The organism is Anoxybacillus andreesenii (assembly GCF_030813005.1).
GTDB lineage: Bacteria > Bacillota > Bacilli > Bacillales > Cytobacillaceae > Robertmurraya > Robertmurraya andreesenii.
On sequence record NZ_JAUSTU010000015.1, the window covers coordinates 48,159 to 68,309 of the forward strand.

Consider the following 20,151-nt stretch of genomic DNA (forward strand, 5'->3'; position numbering starts at 1 on the left):
TCAGTTTTAGCAGGTATTACTTTTCTTTGTCCAGCTACACTAAGAAATACTTCAAAGGTTGAACATCACACTGTCTATAGTATGCACCGGATAGCCAATACTTAAAATAAGTGATTATGTATATATTTTCCAAGTTTTTCATGCTAACAAAAAAGCGGGAAAAATCCCGCTTTTCTGTAATGAAAAATCTAGCTACAGGGATAACCCCTTCTGCTTTAGATTTTATCGACGTAATCCAAGTCTGTTGATTAACTCACGATAACGTTGAACATCTTTGTTACGTAGGTAAGTTAATAGGTTACGACGTCTACCTACCATTTTTAAAAGACCGCGACGTGAATGGTGGTCTTTCTTATGAGTACGTAAATGTTCATTTAAGTTGTTAATCTCTTCTGTAAGGACAGCGATTTGAACCTCTGGTGAACCAGTATCAGTGTCGTGTGTTTTGAACTCGTTAATAAGCTCATTCTTACGTTCTTTTGTGATTGCCATCCGTTTCACCTCCTAATTCTTAATCCCCAAATGCTCTAGCAAGCGTCGGTGAGTCGACTTGCCAAGCAAAGGTTCTCTTATTCATTCACGTTATTAAGAATACAACTTTTTATGACAAAAAGCAAGAACAAACTATATTTTTCGCTTATTGGATCACCATGATGACTGAAATTAGTTGTTACGTAAAAGAAAATAATCTTGGGCAATCTGCTTGTCTTTTTCAATTTGCTGAACGAGCTCCTCAATGGATGAGAATTTCATCTCGGAACGAATGGGCTGATGCCATTCAATGATTACTTCCTGCCCGTAAATATCCTGATCAAATTGAAAAATATGCACCTCAATGGAGGGCTTGTGATTCTGCTCAGCCTTGAATGTTGGTTTATGCCCAACATTACATACGCCTTCATGCCAATTCCCATTCACGTAGAACCGGACGGTATACACTCCAACCGGAGGAACAAAATAAGATTCATCAATGCTTGTATTGGCTGTCGGAAACCCGATTGTTCTCCCTCTTTTATCCCCGTGCACAACGACACCGCTCGTTGTATAGTATCTGCCTAAAAAATCAACAAGCTTATGAACTTGCCCCTCTTTAAGAGCTTTGCGAATTAAGGTTGAACTAATTTTCTCATGGCCAAATGACAGCTTTGGCACAACGGTAAAATCAAATTTATTCCGTGAATGAAATGGCAAGGTTTCCATTGTCCCTTTTCCCATTTTTCCATAGGTATAGTCAAATCCCGCCACCACATGGATTACATTTAAACCAATGATATATTGATCAACAAATTCCTGAGGCAATAGATTCGCAAATTCGCTCGTAAAATGAACAATAAATAAGTAGTCAACCTGTAATTCAGCAATTAATCTTTCCTTTTCTTTGATCGGAGTGATATATTCTACATGCTTTACATTTCCTCGAAGCACCACAGATGGATGCGGATCAAAGGTCATGACCGCACTTTTTACTCCTCTTTTTTTCGCAATTGTAACGGCTGTCTTGATGACCTCCTGATGTCCTAAATGGACCCCATCAAAAAAACCAAGAGCCATTACCATGGGTGAAAAATCGGTTTGTCTTATCCGATGGGGATGATGAATATGAATTACTTCCACTTTGCTTCTCACCTAATTCCTCTAGAGGAGGGTTCACTACCCGCTAAGGTACGAAGAAGCTACCCTCGTTTTAAAAAATAATTATTTTTAAACACGTAACACTTTTGTAGGCTTCATTAGGCCTTCCTTCATAGGATGGGCCTGATATATAGCAAGAGCTTGTCCGTCAGCTTCTGTGACCACAATAGGGCCCTTTTCAGCTTTGAATAGTTCTGGGACGGACAGAATAGCACCATTTTTCACTTTCTCAATTAATTTATCACTTATTACGTATTTCGGCAAATCATTAAGAGCCATTTCAATGGGTCGTAACACTTCATGAATCGTGCCTTCCACTGTAAGCTTCTCAACATCTGAGAATGAAAGGCAATCCTCTAATGTGAAAGCCGCAGCTTGAACTCTTGTTAAAGATGACATATGTGCAGGGTAACCTAATTTCTCTCCGATCATGACTGCCAGCGTTCTAATATAGGTCCCTTTACTACAAGAGACTCTAAAGCGAAAGGAGACTGTCTCTCCTTCATATAGAGCTTGCTCATCCAATAATTCAATCGAATAGATCTTGACCACTCTTGATGGACGTTCCACTTCAATTCCTTGTCTTGCGTATTCATAAAGTCTTTTTCCATTTACCTTTACAGCTGAATACATGGGAGGAGTTTGTGTAATTTCACCGGTTAACTCTTCTAGAACACGTAAAATTTCTTTCTTAGTTATGATTTTGTCCACTGATTTTTGGCAAACGACTTCCCCAGTAGCATCCTCTGTTGTTGTCGAAAAGCCTATTGTCACTTCTCCTTCATACCTCTTCCCTGCATCTGTTATGTATTCTGCCACCTTCGTAGCACGGCCAAGGCAAATGGGCAAAACACCATCCACCTCAGGATCTAGAGTTCCCGTATGTCCAATTTTCTTCATCCTTAATATTTTTCTAAGCTTGAAGACGCAGTCATGGGAGGTCATTCCCTTTGGTTTGTATAATGGTAATATCCCGTCCATACCATTCCCTCATTTCAGTTATTAAAATAAATAATCCGTATGAAAACAGTTTTTCAAAATAGCAAAAGGATAGACATACCCGTCTATCCCTCCACTTGATATCCTATTCTTCCGTTTCTTTATCCTTCGATTGATTTTCTTCGTGAAGCTGATAAAGAAGGGAATCGATTCGATTACCATAGTCCATTGATCCATCAAATTCAAATGTAATTTCAGGTGTTTTCCGTAAACGGATTCTTTGCCCTATCTCTGAACGGATGAACCCTTTAGCTTTGGCAAGCCCCTTCAAAGTGTTTTCCTTTTGTTCTGCGTCTCCCAATACGGAGATAAACACTTTTGCTTGCTGAAGATCCCCAGTAACTTGAACATCTGTCACCGTAACAAAACCAATTCTTGGATCCTTGATTTTTCGTCCGATAATGTCGCCAAGTTCTTTTTTCATTTGCTCCCCAACACGGTGCGATCTAAGGCTCATAGTAAATCACCTCTAGTTTAATCAAAAGACTCCTTTACAAAAGTAAAAGATTGAAAAGGAGTCTTGGAACAGAAAATCTAGTCCTTTTAACGTTCCACTTCTTCCATAATATATGCTTCGATGACGTCGCCTTCTTTAACATCGTTGAAGTTCTTGATGGTAATTCCACATTCGTAGCCTTGGGCTACTTCTTTCACATCGTCTTTAAAGCGTTTCAGTGCGTCAATTTCACCTTCATAAATGACAATTCCGTCACGGATCACACGAACTCCGCTATGGCGAGTAATTTTTCCATCTGTGACATAGGAGCCTGCAATCGTTCCGATTTTGGAAACCTTGAAGGTTTGACGAACCTCAGCTTGACCGATAATTTTCTCTTCAAATTCTGGATCAAGCATTCCCTTCATGGCCGCTTCAATTTCTTCAATGGCCTTATAAATGATGCGGTGAAGTCGAATATCAACACCTTCAGCCTCTGCAGTACGCTTCGCATTATTGTCAGGGCGCACGTTAAAGCCAATCACGATCGCATTGGATGCTGCTGCTAATGTAATATCAGATTCATTTATTGCACCTACGCCTGTGTGAATGATTTTAACATTGACTCCTTCCACATCAAGCTTTTGGAAAGCTGCAGCAACGGCTTCAACGGAACCTTGAACGTCTGCCTTAACGATTAGATTTAATTCCTTCATTTCCCCTTGCTTCAAATGGTCAAAGAGATTATCCAGACTTACTCTTGTCTTCTCGCTTCTTTGAGCTTGGATAGCGCGGGATGCACGTGCCTCACCGACTTGACGAGCTGTTTTCTCATCATCGAAGACGACAAAGCGATCCCCTGCTTGTGGGACGTCATTTAAGCCCATAATTTCAACAGGAGTAGATGGACCCGCCTCTTTTACACGTCGACCGAGATCGTTCACCATCGCACGAACACGACCATAAGTGTTTCCAACAACGATTGGATCTCCAACCTTTAATGTACCATTTTGAACCAAAAGTGTGGCAACAGAACCGCGACCCTTATCTAGCTGTGCCTCAATAACCGTACCAACGGCTTTACGATTAGGATTTGCTTTATACTCTTCTACTTCGCTGACAAGAAGAATCATTTCTAAAAGGGTATCAATGCCTTCACCAGTTAACGCAGAAATCGGTACGAAAATGGTATCCCCACCCCATGCTTCTGGAATTAAACCATGCTCTGTTAACTCCTGCATGACGCGATCAGGATTCGCTGATTCCTTATCCATCTTATTCACTGCCACAATAATCGGCACTTCAGCAGCTTTGGCATGGTTGATCGCTTCAATCGTTTGCGGCATGACACCGTCATCGGCTGCAACGACTAAAATGGTAATGTCCGTAATTTTCGCACCACGAGCTCGCATGGTTGTAAATGCAGCATGCCCTGGTGTATCAAGGAACGTTATTTTCTTTCCATTTTCCTCAACCTGATAAGCGCCGATATGCTGAGTTATTCCACCAGCTTCTCCTGCTGTTACCTTCGTATTACGAATGGAATCAAGGGTTGTTGTTTTCCCGTGGTCCACGTGACCCATGATCGTTACAACGGAAGGTCTCTCCTGCAGCTCTGTCTCATCATCCTCAGTGAAATACACCTCTAAATCGGTAACATCCACCTTAATTTCTTCTTCCACTTCGACCCCATATTCGGAGGCAATTAATTCAATGGCATCTTTGTCAAGGTCTTGATTAATCGTTGCCATCACACCTAAAAGGAATAATTTTTTAATGATCTCAGAAGGCTCGCGGTGAAGTTTTTTTGCTAATTCCGCAACCGTTAAAGATTCACTAAATACAATTTTTGTCGGGAGTTCTTTTTCCTTTTTTGGTTGTGGCGGCTTAGTATTTGTGTGAACCCTTGCTTTTTGCTTATTATTTTTGTTCTTATTTCTGTTTTGATTATTTTGATTGTTGCCCTTAAACACTTTATTATTTGATTGATTTTCCCCAGTACCCTTTTTGCCATCACGAGGCTTTGGTGCTGTTTTTACTTTCACCTTGGATGGGCCTGAGTTTTTGTCGTCCCCTTCATCATAAGAAGTTTTCTTCGCTGGTTGGTCTACCTTTTGCTGAGGAGCAGGCTTCGCCTGTCCTTTCTCCTTTTGAGGCTGTTTTTCTTCTTTATTGTTATAAAGACGATCAAGCTTCTTGATTGTATCCCCTTCAATTGTTGTCATATGATTAGAAACCTCAATATTCATTTCTTTTAGTTTTGTAATTACGTCCTTACTAGACACGTTCTGTTTTTTTGCATATTCATAAACTCGTAATTTACTCATACTTTCACCCCCGCATAAATTAATCGAGCACTTGTTTCAGCTTATTTGCAAACCCTGCATCTAAAACGGCCACCACTACGCGGGCTTCTTTTCCAATCGATTGACCGAGTAAAGTACGGTTATCAACCATTCTGTATGGAACTGAAAAGGATTTGCATTTATCAGTCACTTTTTTGGTGGTATTGGCGGATGCATCCGCGGACAGTAACACGAGCTTCGCTTTGCCACTTCTGATTTCCTTAACGACCAGCTCTTCACCTGAAATAATTTTTCGCGCTCGATTGGCTAATCCAAGCAATGACATCCATTGATTTGCTTTCATTAGGATAGTCGTTTCTCCTTCTCAACTAGCTCTAATAACTCTTCATAAATACGTTCATCAATCTCTACTTCTAAATGAGTCTTTAATGTGTTCTTCTTCTTAGCTAAAAGGATGGCTTCTTTGTCTTTAGAAAGATAGGCACCGCGACCGTTCTTCTTTCCTGTTAGATCAATGGATACTTCTCCCTCTTTAGAGCGAACGATGCGAACGAGTTCTTTTTTCGGTCTCATTTCACCAGTAGCGACACATTTTCGCATCGGAACCTTTCTCCTCGTGTTCATTGATCAGTCACCTCACCCTTATTCCATCATATCTTCATTATCAAAATCGAGACTTAAATCCGTATCAAGTTCGTCATCCTCTTCATCAAAGGAAAGAATACCAGTTTCCCGTGGGTATATTCCCGCTTCCCTTGCATCTGTTTCCGATTTGATGTCAATTTTCCAACCTGTTAATTTGGCTGCTAGGCGGGCATTTTGTCCACGTTTACCAATGGCTAATGAAAGCTGGTAATCAGGAACAATCACAGTTGTTGCCTTTTCCTCCTCATTAACGATCACATCAAGCACCTTAGAAGGACTTAGAGCATTGGCAACAAATACGACGGGATCATTTGACCACTTCACGATATCAATTTTCTCACCCTTAAGCTCATTCACCACTGCCTGAACCCGTGAACCCTTTGGACCTACACATGAACCAACTGGATCAACCTCTGGATTATCGGAATGAACAGAAATTTTCGAACGATCTCCCGCTTCCCTCGAGACTGATTTAATTTCAACCGTACCGTCATAAATCTCTGGAACTTCGATTTCAAAAAGACGCTTCAAAAGTCCTGGATGCGTTCGTGAAACGAAAATCTGCGGACCCTTCGTAGTCTTTTCTACCTTAGTAATAAATACTTTGATGCGATCATGAGGCTGATATTTCTCATTAGGCATTTGCTCATTGGCTGGCAAAATCGCTTCAATTTTTCCGAGGCTCACATAAATAAATTTTGAATCGACACGTTGAACGATTCCAGTCATAATATCTTCTTCACGGTCAATAAACTCAGAATAAATAATTCCACGCTCTGCTTCTCTCACACGCTGTGTCACAACCTGCTTAGCAGTTTGCGCGGCAATTCTTCCAAAATCCTTAGGTGTTACCTCTAGCTCCACAACATCCTCGATTTGATAATTTGGATTAATTCTGCGAGCATCTTCAAGCGATATTTCTAGCCGTGGATCAAAGACCTCATCCACCACATCTTTCCGAGCGAAAACCCGCATCGTTCCTGATCCTAAATTAAGATCTATACGAACATTTTGCGCCTGATTGAAGTTTCTACGATAGGCTGATACTAAGGCTGCTTCAATCGCCTCAATAATTACATCTCTTGAAATCCCTTTTTCTTTTTCAAGCAAGTCAAGAGCATCAAGCAATTCACTGCTCATTTGAATATATCCCCCTTTAAACACTAATCATCAATATGAACTGCTAACTACATTAGAAAATGGATATGTATCCACAAGCTAATTTAAGAAAAGGTCACAGCAAGCCGTGCAGCAGCTATTTTCTCAAGCGGTATCGTCACCGTCTTTTTCCTAGTCTTGACCATGATCTCTACTGTTAATTGCCTATCACTAAAATTGAGCAGCTTTCCTTCAAAGGTTTTTTCACCGTCAATGGGTTCATAGGTCTTAACAAATATATGCTTCCCAACTGCCTTTTCAAAATCTTTTTCCTTTTTCAAAGGGCGTTCCGCCCCAGGAGAGGAAACCTCTAGGAAGTAGTTATAAGGTATTGGGTCGATTTCATCCAGCTTTTCGCTCAGCCGTTCACTAACGATTCCACATTCCTCTATATCAACGCCGTTTTCCTTATCAATGAATACACGGAGGAACCAGTTTTTCCCCTCCTTGACATATTCGATATCTACCAATTCAAGTTGGAGTTCATCGACAATCGGTTTCACTAGTTCTTCAACAACATCGACTACTTTGCTCATATATTCCCTCCTAACCCTATGTGATGTGTAACTCATCATGATTGAGATCATATAAAAATATCCAACACAACACGAAAGAGTGGGGAATCCCCACTCTTGTTAACGAGAGTTATCGATAGTATTTCCAATAAAACTATACCATAACCAATATTTTAATGCAAATGAGAATCTCATTTCTACTTGACAAAAGCTCCTGCAAATAGAACACTGTAATTTCTATTGTTGTTCCACATACCGCCTTATACGTGTGCGTTCTCTAAGTTATTCGTTCCGAATAAAACCCGTTCACGCACACGTATAAGGCTAAAATCAGTATTTTACATTAAAAGCCTAAAATAAAGAGAGCTGGTTTTGCTCTGGCATATCCGCTAAGCAGCCGTGATTCTCCAGATATTCCATAATTGTCTTTGAAACCTTTCCGCGCTGCTGCAGATCCTCTTTCGATAAGAATTCCCCATCTTCCCTGGCCTTCACAATGTTCAATGCTGCGTTTGTTCCAAGCCCAGGAATCGAATTAAACGGAGGAATAAGAGAATTCCCATCAATGATAAATTCTGAAGCACTTGATCGGTAGAGATCGACCTTTTTAAACGTAAAGCCCCGCTCATTCATTTCTAATGCAAGTTCTAATACCGTTAAAAGGTTCTTTTCCTTTGTAGATGCTTCAAGTCCTTTTGCATTAATTTCCTCTATTTTGGCACGTATCGCCTGTGAGCCCTTCACCATCGCTTCAATATCAAAATCCTCTGCCCGCACCGTGAAATAAGCAGCATAGTAGTACAGTGGCATATGAACTTTAAAATAAGCAATCCTGACAGCCATGAGAACATAGGCTGCGGCATGCGCCTTCGGGAACATATATTTGATCTTTTTACAAGAATCAATATACCACTCTGGCACATTGTTCTTGCGCATCTCTTCTTCCATTTCATCGGTTAGCCCTTTTCCTTTGCGCACCGATTCCATAATCTTAAAGGCAAAGGATGGTTCAAGACCTTGATAGATCAGATAAACCATGATGTCATCCCGACAGCCAATGACCTCACTAAGTGTACAAATTTTATTCTGAATAAGCTCCTGGGCATTTCCAAGCCAAACATCCGTCCCGTGAGATAGGCCAGAGATTTGCACGAGCTCAGAGAAGGTTGTTGGCTTCGTATCCTCAAGCATTTGTCGGACGAACCGTGTTCCAAACTCAGGAATGCCAAGAGTTCCTGTCTTACACATGATCTGCTCTTCCGTTACGCCAAGGGCCTCTGTACCACTAAAAATTTTCATGACTTCCTTATCGTCCGTTGGAATCGTCTTCGGGTCAATCCCACTCAAGTCCTGCAGCATGCGGATGACGGTCGGATCATCGTGTCCAAGGATATCAAGCTTTAAGACATTGTCATGGATGGAATGGAAATCAAAGTGAGTTGTTTTCCATTCAGAGTTGCGGTCATCCGCTGGGTATTGAATCGGTGTGAAATCATAAATATCCATGTAATCTGGAACAACGATGATTCCACCTGGATGCTGCCCAGTTGTCCGTTTTACTCCCGTACATCCTGATGCGAGCCTTTCTACCTCGGCACCTCGAAGCTGAAGATTATGATCCTGCTGATAGGCTTTCACATATCCAAAGGCTGTTTTATCTGCAACCGTACCGATTGTACCGGCACGATACACATAATCCTCACCGAAAAGCACCTTTGTATAGTTATGAGCACGCGGCTGATATTCCCCAGAGAAATTCAAATCGATATCAGGTACCTTGTCTCCTTTGAAGCCTAGGAAGGTCTCAAACGGAATATCATGGCCATCCTTCGTATATTTTTCCCCACAATTTGGACAGTTCTTGTCGGGAAGGTCAAAGCCGGAGCCGACCGAACCGTCATTGAAGAACTCAGAATGCTTGCAGGAAGGGCAAACATAATGCGGTGGAAGCGGGTTAACCTCGGTAATTTCCGTCATCGTCGCGACGAGTGAGGAACCGACCGAACCCCTTGAACCAACAAGATAGCCATCATCCAATGATTTTTTTACAAGCTTATGAGAGATCAAATAGATAACCGCAAACCCATGTCCGATAATGCTCTTCAGTTCCTTCTCCAAACGGGCTTCCACAATTTCAGGAAGTGGCTCCCCATAAATGTCTTTCGCACGCTTATAGCTCATCGAGCGGATTTCCTCTTCTGCTCCTTCAATTTTTGGAGTGTATAGGTCATCCTTAATAGGCTTAATGGTTTCGATCATATCTGCAATTTTATTTGTATTTGTAATGACAATTTCCTTCGCCTTATCAGCACCTAAGAAGGAGAATGCATCAAGCATTTCATTGGTTGTACGAAAATGTACATCAGGGAGCTGATGGCGATTAAGTGGATTGGCTCCACCTTGTGAATTCACCAAGATTTTTCGATAAATCTTGTCATTGGGATTTAAATAATGAACATTTCCAGTTGCCACTACTGGAATATCCAGCTTTTCACCAAGCTTAACTAAATTCTTAATAATATCTTCTAGCTTACTTTCATTTTGCACAAGCTCCAGCTCGATTAAATGAGCGTACACCTCTTTTGGATGCACCTCGATATAATCATAGAAGCGAGCGATTTCCTCTACTTCTTCAAATGCTTTTTGCATCATGCCTTCAAATACTTCGCCTTTATCACAGCCAGATCCAACGATGATGCCCTCACGATATTTCTGCAAAACAGAACGAGGAATTCTTGGAACCCGATAGAAATAATCAATATGTGAAATTGAGATAATCTTGAAGAGATTCTTTAGCCCAACCTCGTTCTGAGCAAGTAAAGTACAATGGGAAGGACGAGCACGCTGATAGGCATTGCCTTTTCCCATATTATTGTTGAGGTCATCGTGATACGTAATCCCTTTTTCAAGTGCCTCTTTCAATAGAATCAATAGGATATAGCCTGTCGCTTCCGCATCATAAATCGCCCGGTGATGCTGGGTTAGCTCAACGTTGAATTTCTTAGCTAACGTATTGAGACGATGGTTTTTCATTTCAGGATGAAGGAAGCGAGCAAGCTCTAACGTGTCGATAACTGGGTTCTTTGCCTTTTCCAGGCCAATTTTCTTGTATCCGACATTTAAGAAGCCCATATCAAAGGATGCGTTATGCGCCACAAAGATAGCATCGCCTGTCCATTCGTAGAAGTCTTTCAACACCACTTCCACATCAGGAGCATCTTTGACCATATCATCTGTAATTCCTGTTAAGTCAATCGTGGTCGCTGATAATGGGTGATGTGGATTAGCAAAGGCTTCAAAACGGTCGATGATCTCGCCGTTTTTGATTTTCACTGCCGCTAATTCAATGATTGTATCATAGACTGCTGATAAACCCGTTGTCTCGACGTCAAATACCACGTACGTGTCCTCTGCTAGTAGTCGATGTGCATCATTATAGGCAATTGGAACACCATCATCGATGAGATTCGCTTCTATTCCATAAAGAATCTTAATATCATGCTTCTTCCCTGCACTATAGGCCTCAGGGAAGGACTGAGCCACCGCATGGTCCGTAATGGCAATCGCCTTATGTCCCCACTTTTTCGCCTGAGCGACTAAGCTTCCGACTGAGCTAACGGCATCCATTTGACTCATTGGGGTATGAAGATGGAGCTCGACTCGTTTTTCTCCCTCTGGTGCTGTATCCTTTCTTTCAATCGGCTTTACTTCGTTAATATCGTTACAGATCATGACTAAGTCGCGGACGAACGTATCGTTTTGAATACTTCCTCTCACCTTGAGCCACATACCTTTTTTCACCTTTTCAAAGAGAGCGGCATCCTCCTTGTCCCTGGAGAACATTTTGACGATAATTGAGCTTGTATAGTCAGTAATTTTAAAGGTTAACAGCGTTCTTCCGCTCCGCAATTCCTTTGTTTCGGCAAAAAAGACATAGCCTTCGATTGCCACTCTTCGTTCCTCGTCAATAATATCGATCAGTCTGCGGAACTCCGCATCATCCTTGATGGTTAAGCCAATGGTCAATGGCCCAGAAGGAACCTCTCCTCCTGCATCCTTCTCAGCTTCCTGCTTCTCTAATTCCATCAGCGCTTGAAAACCTCTTTCCTGATCCTCTTTCTGTTTCGCTTCAAGAAACTGTTCGTATTGTTTGTTGGTTATATCCTCTTGGATTTCAGTGTCAATGATGAAGCTTGAGAAGCCACATTGATGATAAATATCAGAGATCATTTCCCCGTACTTTTTCTTGATGGTCATTTCCTCTAATTCATTGCTGACCTTCACAATCATTTTGTTTCCAACGATGTTTGGAAGCTGTTCATTTAAGAGTTTTTGGTAGGGTGGGGCGATTCCCTCAAGCTGTCCAATACAATAATTCCAATAATCGATCATCAATTGTTCATGTATATTGGGATGTTTCACTTGAAAAGAATAGGAAGTTCGGGCAATATGAGCGAAAGCTTTCTCAAGCTTCGAGGTAAATAATTCAAATACTTTAAAAGGCAGTATTTCATCCATACTAAAATAAAAATGCCATTTTTTTGCTTTTCTTTCGACAACGACCTTATCAATTTCTGCATGGTGAAAATGAGTCACTACACGGTCATCTGTTAATTGTATTTGCTGGAGCAAGTGTTGAAATGCTTCTTTCTTCTCCGAGGCACCGCTCATCCACTTTCTCTCCTCTCTATCAACTAATCTATCTAGTACGAACATCATTATAACATAAACAAACGATGCTAGATTTCCCTTTTCACAAAAACAATTATCAGGAACACGTCAAGTAATTTCTTAACAATAAGGCGATGTCAAGTTCGACAATCAAAAATAACAGAGCCATCAAAAAAAATAGGGCCCCTCTTCAAGGGACCCCGTCCTCCTACAAGGTAGGCAGTAATTCTTTTATCTTATCGAGTAAGTCATCCTTATGGATTTCAATCATTTCACCTGTTTTTCTTACCTTTAGTTCGACAATTCCTTCAGCAGCCTTCTTCCCAACAGTGATTCGTAGAGGTAGGCCTATTAAATCGGAATCGGCGAATTTGACCCCTGGGCGTTCTGCCCGATCATCGAATAATACTTCGAAACGATTGGCGTTAAACAGGGAGTATAATTCCTCCGCTAATGAAGCTTGGACTTCATCCTTTAAGTTAATCGCAATTAAGTGCAGCTCATATGGAGCGATATTTGCTGGCCACACAAGTCCTTTGTCATCGTTAAATTGCTCAGCAACTGAAGCCATTGTTCTTGAAACACCGATGCCATAGCAGCCCATAATCATTGGCTTTGCCTTGCCATTCTCATCAAGATAGGTTGCACCCATTGCTTCACTGTAACGGGTACCAAGCTTGAAGACGTGACCAACCTCAATGCCCTTGGCAAACAGAATTTTCCCTTTTCCATCAGGGGACGGATCTCCTTCTTGAATAAAGCGGAGATCGGCATAGCGACTTACTTTGAAATCACGTTCCGCATTGACATTGATATAATGGTAGTTGTCCTCGTTCGCACCGCAAACACCATTGACAACATAACGGACAGCTTCATCCGCAACAATCTCGACATTCTCTACATTAATTGGTCCCAACGAACCAACTGGACAGCCGAGAATTTCCTTTGTGTCCTCTCCAGATGCAAGCTCCACTACACTGGCTTCAAAAAGATTTTTCAGCTTAATATCATTTACTTCATGGTCGCCACGAGCGAGTACTAATACATATTGCTCATCTACTTTGAAAAGGAGTGATTTAATGCATTTTCTTGTCTCTACCTGAAGGAAGCTTGAAACCTCTTCAATCGTCTTCTGATTTTCCGTTAATACCTTTTCTAATTCCTTAGCCGGCTCGTTTTCTTTTTCATACGTATTGATCACTGGAGCCATTTCGATATTGGCCGCATAATTCGATGTATCAGAATAAGCAATTGTATCCTCGCCTACATCAGATAACACCATAAACTCGTGGGTGTCTTTTCCACCCATTGCCCCAGAGTCGGCAATGACCGCACGGAAATCAAGGCCACAGCGTCTAAAAACATTGGAATAGGCTTGGAAAATTTGCTCGTACACTTGATCAAGGCTCTCGTGAGAAGAATGGAAGGAGTAAGCATCCTTCATAATGAATTCCCGTCCACGCAATAAGCCAAAGCGAGGACGCTTCTCATCACGAAACTTCGTTTGAATTTGATAGAGCGTTAATGGCAATTTTTTATAGGATTTTACCTCATCCCTGACAAGGCTCGTAATCACCTCTTCATGGGTGGCACCAAGGGCAAACTCTCGTTCATGACGGTCCCTCATACGCATAAGCTCAGGTCCATATGTATACCAACGGCCAGATTCCTGCCACAGCTCTGCCTGTTGAAGGGCTGGCATCAATAGCTCGACCGCACCAGCTGCGTTCATTTCTTCCCGAACAATTTGCTCGACCTTTTGTAAAACCCTTGTTCCGAGTGGTAAATAGCTGTAAATCCCGCTTGCATTTTGTCTCATAAAGCCTGCGCGAAGCAATAATTGATGGCTCTTAATTTCTGCATCAGCTGGCACTTCACGTAGCGTTGGAATAAGCATCATACTTTGTTTCATATACTAGCACCTCTTTAATCGCATCGATTATTTTTATCTGAAAGCTTGTTAACACTGGCTGTTGACTTTAGCCTTATACGTACGTGTGAACGGGTTTTACTCGGTACGAGTAACGTAGAGAATGCGTACGTATAAGGCGGTACATAAGATCAACAACTAGCTTTAACTCTACCTAGCTAAAAGATCACTGGCTACCTCGACTGAGATAGCCAATGTTATCAAGAGTATAAATTATAGAAAGAACCTTTGGATATCGTTCCAGGTCACAACAAGCATTAACAACATCAGGAGGGCGAAGCCGATAAAGTGAACCATCCCTTCCTTTTGTCTGTCAACAGGCTTTCCTCTTAAACCTTCGACGGCAAAGAACATGAGCCGTCCTCCGTCAAGTGCAGGGATTGGTAAAAGATTCATGATCCCTAGGTTAATACTGAGCACACCAGCCCATTTCATTAAGTATAATATCCCTGATTTGGCCACGGTATCTGTTGAAACATAAATTCCTACCGGCCCGGACAGAGCATCAATGGAAAATTGGCCTGTGATCAGCTTTCCTAGCATCGAGAAGATTTCTTTTGTCCAAACATACACGTCTTTGGCACCATATACTACCGCTTTTAGAGGAGCTTTTTCCATCGGATTGTATACTCCAATAATTCCTATTGTTTCTCCATCTTCTTGCTTTTGCTTCTTCGGTGTAACCGGAATGGTCATCTCCTTGCCGTCTCGTTCAAGCAGGAAATCCAATTGTTTCTCCGGATTTTTTTGAATAACCTCGACAACATCTTTCCAGCTTGAAATCTCTGCACCATTAATAGAATGAACAATATCGCCTTCCTGAAGACCAGCAGCAAGTGCCGCACCATCAGGAGTAAGCTTTCCAAGCATTGGTTCATTTGTCGGGATCCCTTGAATGAGGGCAATTATCACAAAAACGACAAAGGCGAGCACAAAATTCATCATCGGGCCGGCAAAAATAGCCATTGTCCTTTGTCCAAGTGTTTTCGATGCAAATTGGCGATCATATGGGGCAATAAGCGTCTCCGCCCCATTCTCGATTAACCTGGCTTGACGGCTTATCTTAAATGTCTTGAGCGTGTCATCGTCTCCCTCTTCATAGCCTTTAATGACAAGCTCGTGCTCAAGATCGCAAGCTTCGACTTCAATAATCCTGAGGTCTGGATATTTTTCTTTGTTACTAAGAATAATCTTATTTACTTCTTCCTTCACATCAAACAACAACCCCACTCGATATCCAGGCTTGATTTCAATCATTTCCGGATCATCGCCAGCCATGCGAACATAACCGCCTATTGGCAATAGTCTTATCGTATACAAAGTCTCATTCTTGGTAAAAGAAAATACCTTCGGGCCCATTCCAATTGCGAATTCTCGACAAAGGATTCCTGCCCTTTTCGCAAAAATTAAATGTCCTAATTCATGAAAAAATACTAACGCCCCGAAAATAATGATAAAGGCAATCACTGTACTCAAAATAAAACCACCTTTTATTTTGGCTGTTTTTCTAATTAACATGCTTTTTTAATTATCATGCTTCTGTCCCATTGCAGCAGTTACGTGAAATAAGCCTGTACGAAAACAGTCTTATGAAATGAGAGAGCGGACAACAGCTCGCGTCTCTAGGTCAACCCCTTGAATGATGTCTAAATCTGGATTTTTAACAGAGCTATGAGCTTCTAATGCTTTCTCAATCAAATCCTCAATTTCAAGGAATGTAATTTTTCCATCTAGGAAAGCCTGGACAGCAATTTCATTTGCTGCATTAAGGACGGTTGGCATCGTTCCTCCCACTTTACCAGCTTCAATGGCAAATCGTAAACAGCGGTATCTTTCTAAATCCATTTTTTGAAAATGGAGCTGTCCAATTTCCGCTAAGTTCAATTTAGCCGCAGTTTTAAGGGGGATTCGATCTGGATAGGTCAAGGCGTATTGAATTGGAACTCTCATATCAGGTGTTCCAAGCTGTGCGATCACACTGCTGTCATGAAACTCCACCATTGAATGAATAATACTTTCTTTATGAAGTAGGACATCTATTTTTTCATATGGAATATTAAATAACCAATGAGCCTCGATAACCTCTAACCCTTTGTTCATCATGGTTGCAGAATCGATCGTGATTTTTGCACCCATTGACCAATTCGGATGGTTCAATGCCTCCGATACTGTTACATTGTTTAATTCTGCTCTTGTTTTATCACGAAAGCTTCCACCAGAGGCCGTAATAATGAGCTTTTCAATATTTTTGACCTTCTCACCCTGAAGGGCTTGAAAAATGGCCGAATGCTCACTATCGACTGGAAGAAAGGCAACGTTATTTTTCCTAGCTGCATCCATTACCAAATGCCCTGCCGTCACCAATGTTTCTTTATTAGCAATGCAAATTGTTTTTTTCGCTTTTATCGCTTCAAGGGTTGGAAACAGCCCGACACTTCCGATAACAGCATTCACTAAAGTGGTAGCCTTCGGATATGTGGCCACTTCTACTAAACCCTCATGCCCAAAAGAAAAATTCATCTTTGGAAACTCTTGTCTTAGTTCTTCTGCATCCTCTTTGTTCGCAACTGACACAAGCTCGGGCTGAAATTGAGTTATAATTTTCCGTGCTCGCTCAATGTTTTGTCCAACTGACATAGCGACTAGCTGGAACTCAGTTGGATGCTCATTAATGATATCTAATGTTTGAGTTCCGATCGAGCCAGTTGCTCCTAATAAACTAATATATTTCACCAAATTCACTCCAAATCAAACTAAAGCAGCTGTAGAAAATGCACCAATGGCCAAACAAATAAAAGACTATCAAAACGGTCCAAAATGCCTCCGTGACCAGGGAGAATCGTGCCAGAATCCTTCACATTGTAATGACGTTTTAATGCTGATTCAACTAAATCTCCTACTTGGCCAAATACCGATAGCACGATGGTTACTAGAACAAGCTTCAGTAATGAGGCATCCATATCAGAGAATAGGATGAAGAGAATGGCGACAATTACGGCGCAAAAAATACCACCTAAAAAGCCTTCAACTGTTTTATTTGGGCTAATTTCTGGCCAGAGCTTTCTTTTTCCAATGGCACGACCGATAAAATAGGCACCTGAATCCGTCGCCCAGATAATAAATAACGAATAAAAAATATAAACAAGGCCAGCTTCTCTTGTTTCAATAAAATACAAGAACCCCATACCAACATAAAGGGTTGCCATAATCGAAAATGCTACATCGTCAAATGTAAACTTATTTTTCGTAGCAACAGTATAAGTCAAAAATAACAAAACTGCCAGTAAGGCGAATTCAACCTTCGTATATCCTAAATCCGTCAAAAAATCTTGATATTGTTCTGGCAAAAGAAAAATCCATAATACCAGTAATGAAATAAGACCCGGAATAGAGAATAGGCTCAGATGACGCATTCTTAATAATTCATATAATGCAATCGAGGCTAAAAGATAAGCCAACAAGATAATTGGGAATCCTCCAACGATTACAATCGGTAGAAAAACAGCTGCTGCGATGATAGCTGTGATTATTCTTTGCTTCATTGTAATATATTCAACACCTTTATTTATACTCCACCAAATCGCCTTTGGCGACTCTGATATGTTCCGATTGCTTCTAAAAAATGATTCTCATCAAAATCGGGCCAAAGAACATCCGTAAAATAGAGTTCAGTATAGGCCAGCTGCCAAAGCATAAAATTACTCAACCGGATTTCTCCACTCGTCCTTATTAGTAAATCAGGATCCGACAATCCATTTGTCATTAAATAAGTGGAAAGGGATTCTTCATTAAGCTCCTTTTCATTTATTATACCATTTTTATAATCATCCAAGACGTGCTTCACTGCATCAAGAATTTCAGCCCTACTTCCATAATTCAGAGCAAAATTTAAGATAAGGCCATTATTATCTTTCGTTTCACGCATTGCCTTTTCAATTGCTCTAAGTGTCGCGGAAGGCAAACTCTCTTTATAGCCTATCATTTCGACACGGACATTCTCCTCCACTAGCTCCGGAAGGAAAGTACCAAGAAATTCCTCTGGTAGCTTCATCAAATAATCAACTTCCATTTTGGGACGCTTCCAATTTTCCGTCGAAAATGCATAGAGCGTGAGTGTCTTTACACCAACCTCATTCGCAAGTTTGGTAATCTTCCTAACAACCTTCATGCCTTCATGATGTCCAGCAATTCGTGGTAGAGCCCGTTTCTTGGCCCATCTTCCATTTCCGTCCATAATAATGGCAACATGCTCAGGGATCATTTGCTCTTTAATCGCATTCTTTTGTTCTCGGAGAATGGAAGAGTTGTTCTTGTTCTTCCAAGGATTCATCTTATCTAACATGATTTTGCTCCTCCAGTAAAGAATTTCTCTCTGGCTGATGATTTCAGATATTTATACTTAATGCTTATATCATACCAAAAATAAAAGGAGATATCTCCTTAAAAAATATGTACAGGCTAAAGAAATAAGAATAAAAAGTTGGGTGTGTAAAAGAAAAACCCCCTATGGATAGAGGGTTAATCTTTTACACTTCCAAAATTTCTTTTTCTTTTTCTTTCGTAAGATTATCAACCTTGGCTATGTATTCATCTGTGATTTTCTGAATATCATCAGCATAGCCTCTAAGATCATCTTCCGTAATTTCGCCATTCTTTTCTAATTTCTTTAATTCATCGTTTCCATCGCGACGAATATTTCGAATGGCAATCTTCGCTTCCTCCGCTTCCTTCTTCACTAGCTTAACTAGCTCTTTGCGGCGGTCCTCTGTTAACTGAGGAATGGAGAGTCGAATAACGCTTCCATCACTAGAAGGGGTCAAACCTAGATCAGATTTAAGGATTGCTTTTTCAATATCTCCTAATATAGATTTGTCATAAGGCTGAATAACAAGTAGGCGAGCCTCTGGCACAGAAACACCAGCAAGCTGGTTAATAGGCGTTGGTGCACCGTAATAGTCTACGGTAATACGATCCAATAATGATGCATTGGCCCTGCCGGCACGAATACTTGCAAGCTCACGCGTATAAGCTTGAATAGCCTTTGTGTTTCTTTCCTTAACGTTTGCTATCACTTGTTTTGGCATTATCTTTTCCCCCTTACGATTGTACCAATTGTTTCACCTAGTACAGCTCTTTTAATATTACCATTTTCCATGATTGAAAAAACGATTAGTGGGATATCATTGTCCATACATAATGATGAAGCTGTTGAATCCATGACAGCTAAACCTTCCTTCAAGACATCGAGGTAGGATAGTTCGTCATACTTCTTCGCATTCACATCCAGCTTTGGATCTGCGGAGTAAACACCATCCACATTATTCTTTGCCATTAAAATGACGTCAGCTTCGATTTCAGCAGCACGCAAAGCAGCAGTTGTATCTGTTGAAAAATAAGGGTTTCCGGTTCCAGCAGCAAAAATAACAACACGCTTCTTTTCTAGATGACGAATCGCACGACGTCTTATATAAGGCTCAGCCACTTGTCTCATCTCGATTGAAGTCTGCACACGTGTTTCAATTCCAAGCTGCTCGAGACTGTCCTGAAGAGCTAATGAATTCATGACCGTTGCTAGCATGCCCATGTAATCGGCATTGGCCCTGTCCATGCCCATCTCCTCACCGATTTTACCTCTCCAAATATTACCTCCGCCAACTACTACAGCAACCTCAACACCTAACTCAGCCAATTCCTTGACCTGATTCGCTACAGACTTGATGACAGTAGGGTTAATGCCAAATCCTTTTTCGCCAGCTAAAGCTTCACCACTAAGTTTTAAGACTACTCGTTTATATTTGGGACTGCTCATTAGAACCTCCGTATGTATAATTAGACGTCAGTATAAGGGAAAGAGTTTCT

General features: G+C 41.1%; 17 protein-coding genes. All 17 read right to left on the reverse strand.

Annotated elements, in window-relative coordinates; translation table 11 throughout:
* Positions 1 to 222: 222 nt before the first annotated feature.
* Positions 223 to 492, reverse strand: coding sequence for a 30S ribosomal protein S15 (gene rpsO / locus J2S07_RS15200; protein ID WP_307151268.1), 270 nt, complete (start codon positions 490 to 492; stop codon positions 223 to 225).
* 171 nt (positions 493 to 663) lie between these two features.
* On the reverse strand, positions 664 to 1,614 hold the full coding sequence (ribF, locus tag J2S07_RS15205; protein ID WP_307151269.1) for a bifunctional riboflavin kinase/FAD synthetase: 951 nt from the start codon (positions 1,612 to 1,614) through the stop codon (positions 664 to 666).
* An 87-nt stretch (positions 1,615 to 1,701) separates the two neighbouring features.
* The gene (truB, locus tag J2S07_RS15210) at positions 1,702 to 2,613 is read right to left on the reverse strand and encodes a tRNA pseudouridine(55) synthase TruB (RefSeq protein ID WP_307151270.1); all 912 of its coding nucleotides are present in this window, start codon (positions 2,611 to 2,613) and stop codon (positions 1,702 to 1,704) included.
* Positions 2,614 to 2,716: 103 nt separating this feature from the next.
* Positions 2,717 to 3,088 carry a 30S ribosome-binding factor RbfA gene (gene rbfA, locus J2S07_RS15215; protein ID WP_307151271.1) on the reverse strand — a complete coding sequence of 124 codons (372 nt, stop codon included), beginning with the start codon at positions 3,086 to 3,088 and terminating at the stop codon, positions 2,717 to 2,719.
* Positions 3,089 to 3,174: 86 nt separating this feature from the next.
* Positions 3,175 to 5,394, reverse strand: a complete 2,220-nt coding sequence (infB, locus tag J2S07_RS15220; RefSeq protein ID WP_307151272.1) for a translation initiation factor IF-2 — start codon at positions 5,392 to 5,394, stop codon at positions 3,175 to 3,177.
* 19 nt (positions 5,395 to 5,413) lie between these two features.
* Positions 5,414 to 5,716 (reverse strand): YlxQ family RNA-binding protein, encoded by a 303-nt coding sequence (locus J2S07_RS15225; RefSeq protein ID WP_307151273.1) that lies wholly within the window; start codon positions 5,714 to 5,716, stop codon positions 5,414 to 5,416.
* Entirely contained in the window at positions 5,716 to 5,997 is a 282-nt protein-coding gene (gene rnpM, locus J2S07_RS15230; protein ID WP_307151274.1) for an RNase P modulator RnpM, read from the reverse strand. The genes J2S07_RS15225 and rnpM overlap by 1 nt, the downstream gene beginning before the upstream one ends.
* 18 nt (positions 5,998 to 6,015) lie before the next feature.
* Entirely contained in the window at positions 6,016 to 7,158 is a 1,143-nt protein-coding gene (gene nusA / locus J2S07_RS15235) for a transcription termination factor NusA (protein WP_307151275.1), read from the reverse strand.
* Positions 7,159 to 7,241: 83 nt separating this feature from the next.
* A complete protein-coding gene (rimP, locus tag J2S07_RS15240; protein ID WP_307151276.1) occupies positions 7,242 to 7,712 on the reverse strand; it encodes a ribosome maturation factor RimP in 471 nt (156 codons plus the stop codon).
* 330 nt (positions 7,713 to 8,042) lie between these two features.
* On the reverse strand, positions 8,043 to 12,362 hold the full coding sequence (locus J2S07_RS15245) for a PolC-type DNA polymerase III (RefSeq protein WP_307151277.1): 4,320 nt from the start codon (positions 12,360 to 12,362) through the stop codon (positions 8,043 to 8,045).
* Between the two features lie 208 nt (positions 12,363 to 12,570).
* Positions 12,571 to 14,274: a proline--tRNA ligase gene (locus J2S07_RS15250; RefSeq protein WP_307151278.1), complete on the reverse strand. Its 1,704-nt coding sequence runs from the start codon at positions 14,272 to 14,274 to the stop codon at positions 12,571 to 12,573.
* A 231-nt stretch (positions 14,275 to 14,505) separates the two neighbouring features.
* A complete protein-coding gene (gene rseP / locus J2S07_RS15255) occupies positions 14,506 to 15,768 on the reverse strand; it encodes an RIP metalloprotease RseP (RefSeq protein ID WP_307151279.1) in 1,263 nt (420 codons plus the stop codon).
* 111 nt (positions 15,769 to 15,879) lie between these two features.
* Positions 15,880 to 17,025: a 1-deoxy-D-xylulose-5-phosphate reductoisomerase gene (locus J2S07_RS15260; protein ID WP_307151280.1), complete on the reverse strand. Its 1,146-nt coding sequence runs from the start codon at positions 17,023 to 17,025 to the stop codon at positions 15,880 to 15,882.
* Positions 17,026 to 17,045: 20 nt separating this feature from the next.
* Positions 17,046 to 17,834 carry a phosphatidate cytidylyltransferase gene (locus J2S07_RS15265; RefSeq protein WP_307151281.1) on the reverse strand — a complete coding sequence of 263 codons (789 nt, stop codon included), beginning with the start codon at positions 17,832 to 17,834 and terminating at the stop codon, positions 17,046 to 17,048.
* Between the two features lie 23 nt (positions 17,835 to 17,857).
* Positions 17,858 to 18,634, reverse strand: a complete 777-nt coding sequence (gene uppS, locus J2S07_RS15270) for an undecaprenyl pyrophosphate synthase (RefSeq protein WP_307151282.1) — start codon at positions 18,632 to 18,634, stop codon at positions 17,858 to 17,860.
* 184 nt (positions 18,635 to 18,818) lie between these two features.
* Positions 18,819 to 19,376, reverse strand: coding sequence for a ribosome recycling factor (gene frr / locus J2S07_RS15275; protein WP_307151283.1), 558 nt, complete (start codon positions 19,374 to 19,376; stop codon positions 18,819 to 18,821).
* The gene (pyrH, locus tag J2S07_RS15280) at positions 19,376 to 20,101 is read right to left on the reverse strand and encodes a UMP kinase (protein WP_307151284.1); all 726 of its coding nucleotides are present in this window, start codon (positions 20,099 to 20,101) and stop codon (positions 19,376 to 19,378) included. Before pyrH ends, frr begins: the two co-directional genes overlap by 1 nt.
* Positions 20,102 to 20,151: the final 50 nt, after the last annotated feature.